Raw genomic sequence first — 1,290 nt, 5'->3', positions numbered from 1 at the left:
GGGTCATGACCTGCATGATCGGCTCGCCGGGGATGAGGCGCCCGTAGCGGTGAAGGATCGCTGCGTCGATGAGATTGAAGCGGGCGATGGCGGCGGCGCGAATAGTGGCGATCTCGTTTTGGGCCAGTTCGGGGTAGCATTCGAGGATGAGGGCGGTGATCGGGCGGTCGGGCGTGGAGCGGACTATGCCGGTGAAGGTGACGGCGGCACCGGCCTCGGGGTGGTCGGCCTGGAAGGCCTTGAGGAGAGCGCCGGGGTCGAAGGGAGATTCGGAGATGATGATCATTTGGTTGTGCTCCGTCTCCGGCCCGCTGCCCAAAATACCAAACTCTTTGTGTTCGTCATTGCCGGGCTTGTCCCGGCAATCCACGGCAAGCGCCGAGCCATGGATCACCGGGACAAGCCCGGTGGCGACGACTGACTGGAGAGGCCGGTTCTGGACATCGTCGCTTCTAAAAATCAGCCGCCCGTCATTGGCGGCAGGATGGCCACCGTGTCGGCATCGGTGATGGGGGTTTCCCAGGGAACGATGCGGGCGTTTTTCGAGAGTTTGAACTGTTTCGGGTTTTCCATGGCAAGATCGAGCGCTTCGTCATTGGCGCGGAGCCAGGTGACGAGGTCGGCCAGGGTTTTCACTTCGGCGGGCGGAGACACGTCGTCGCCGGCGCGGTTGAGACGCTCGCGCAGCCAGGCGAAATAGAGGACCTTTATCACTTACCGATGCCGGAAAGGTGCGGCCAGGAGGCGCGGAGATAGTTCCAGCCGGTCCACAGAGTGATGGCGCCGGCGGCCCAGAGCACCACATCGGAGATGAGGCGCAGACCGGGGATCAGCGGCTCGACCAGAACTACGGCGAGGGCGACGAGCTGGATGGTGGTCTTCCACTTGGCGAGCTTGCTGACCGGTAGGACGACGGCCGTGTTGCCGAGGAATTCGCGCAGGCCCGAGATGAAGAATTCGCGGAAGAGAATGGCGCAGACGGGAATCATGTCCCAGCCTGAAAAGCTGCCGTCCCAGGCGAGGGCAGCGATGAGGATGCCGACGAGGAGCTTGTCGGCAATGGGGTCCAGCATACGGCCGAGGTCGGAATATTGATTCCAGGCGCGGGCGAGAAAACCATCGACCCAATCGCTGGCCGCAGCCAAGACATAGATGACCAGCGCGGTGATGCGCATGGTCAGGTCGCCATCCATCACCAGCCAGACGATCGGAATGATCGCGGCGATGCGGGCGATGGTGATGATGTTCGGGACGAGTGTAAGCGGGTTTCTGGCCATGGAGGGACAGAAC

3 protein-coding genes are annotated in these 1,290 nt (G+C 62.6%); all 3 read right to left on the bottom strand.

Annotated elements, in window-relative coordinates:
• The coding region (locus tag J0I64_RS03695; protein ID WP_291406263.1) for a molybdenum cofactor biosynthesis protein MoaE at positions 1–286 on the bottom strand (286 nt) is incomplete at its 3' end.
• Positions 287–459: 173 nt separating this feature from the next.
• The gene (locus J0I64_RS03690) at positions 460–714 is read right to left on the bottom strand and encodes a MoaD/ThiS family protein (protein ID WP_291406262.1); all 255 of its coding nucleotides are present in this window, start codon (positions 712–714) and stop codon (positions 460–462) included.
• A partial coding sequence (gene pgsA / locus J0I64_RS03685) for a CDP-diacylglycerol--glycerol-3-phosphate 3-phosphatidyltransferase (protein ID WP_366933684.1) occupies positions 711–1,290 on the bottom strand: 580 nt, incomplete at its 5' end. The genes pgsA and J0I64_RS03690, both read right to left, overlap by 4 nt.

This window comes from Devosia sp., assembly GCF_017307565.1.
GTDB lineage: Bacteria > Pseudomonadota > Alphaproteobacteria > Rhizobiales > Devosiaceae > Devosia.
The sequence above is the reverse complement of the archived record's forward strand: the minus strand, read 5'-3'. Positions and strand labels throughout refer to the sequence as shown.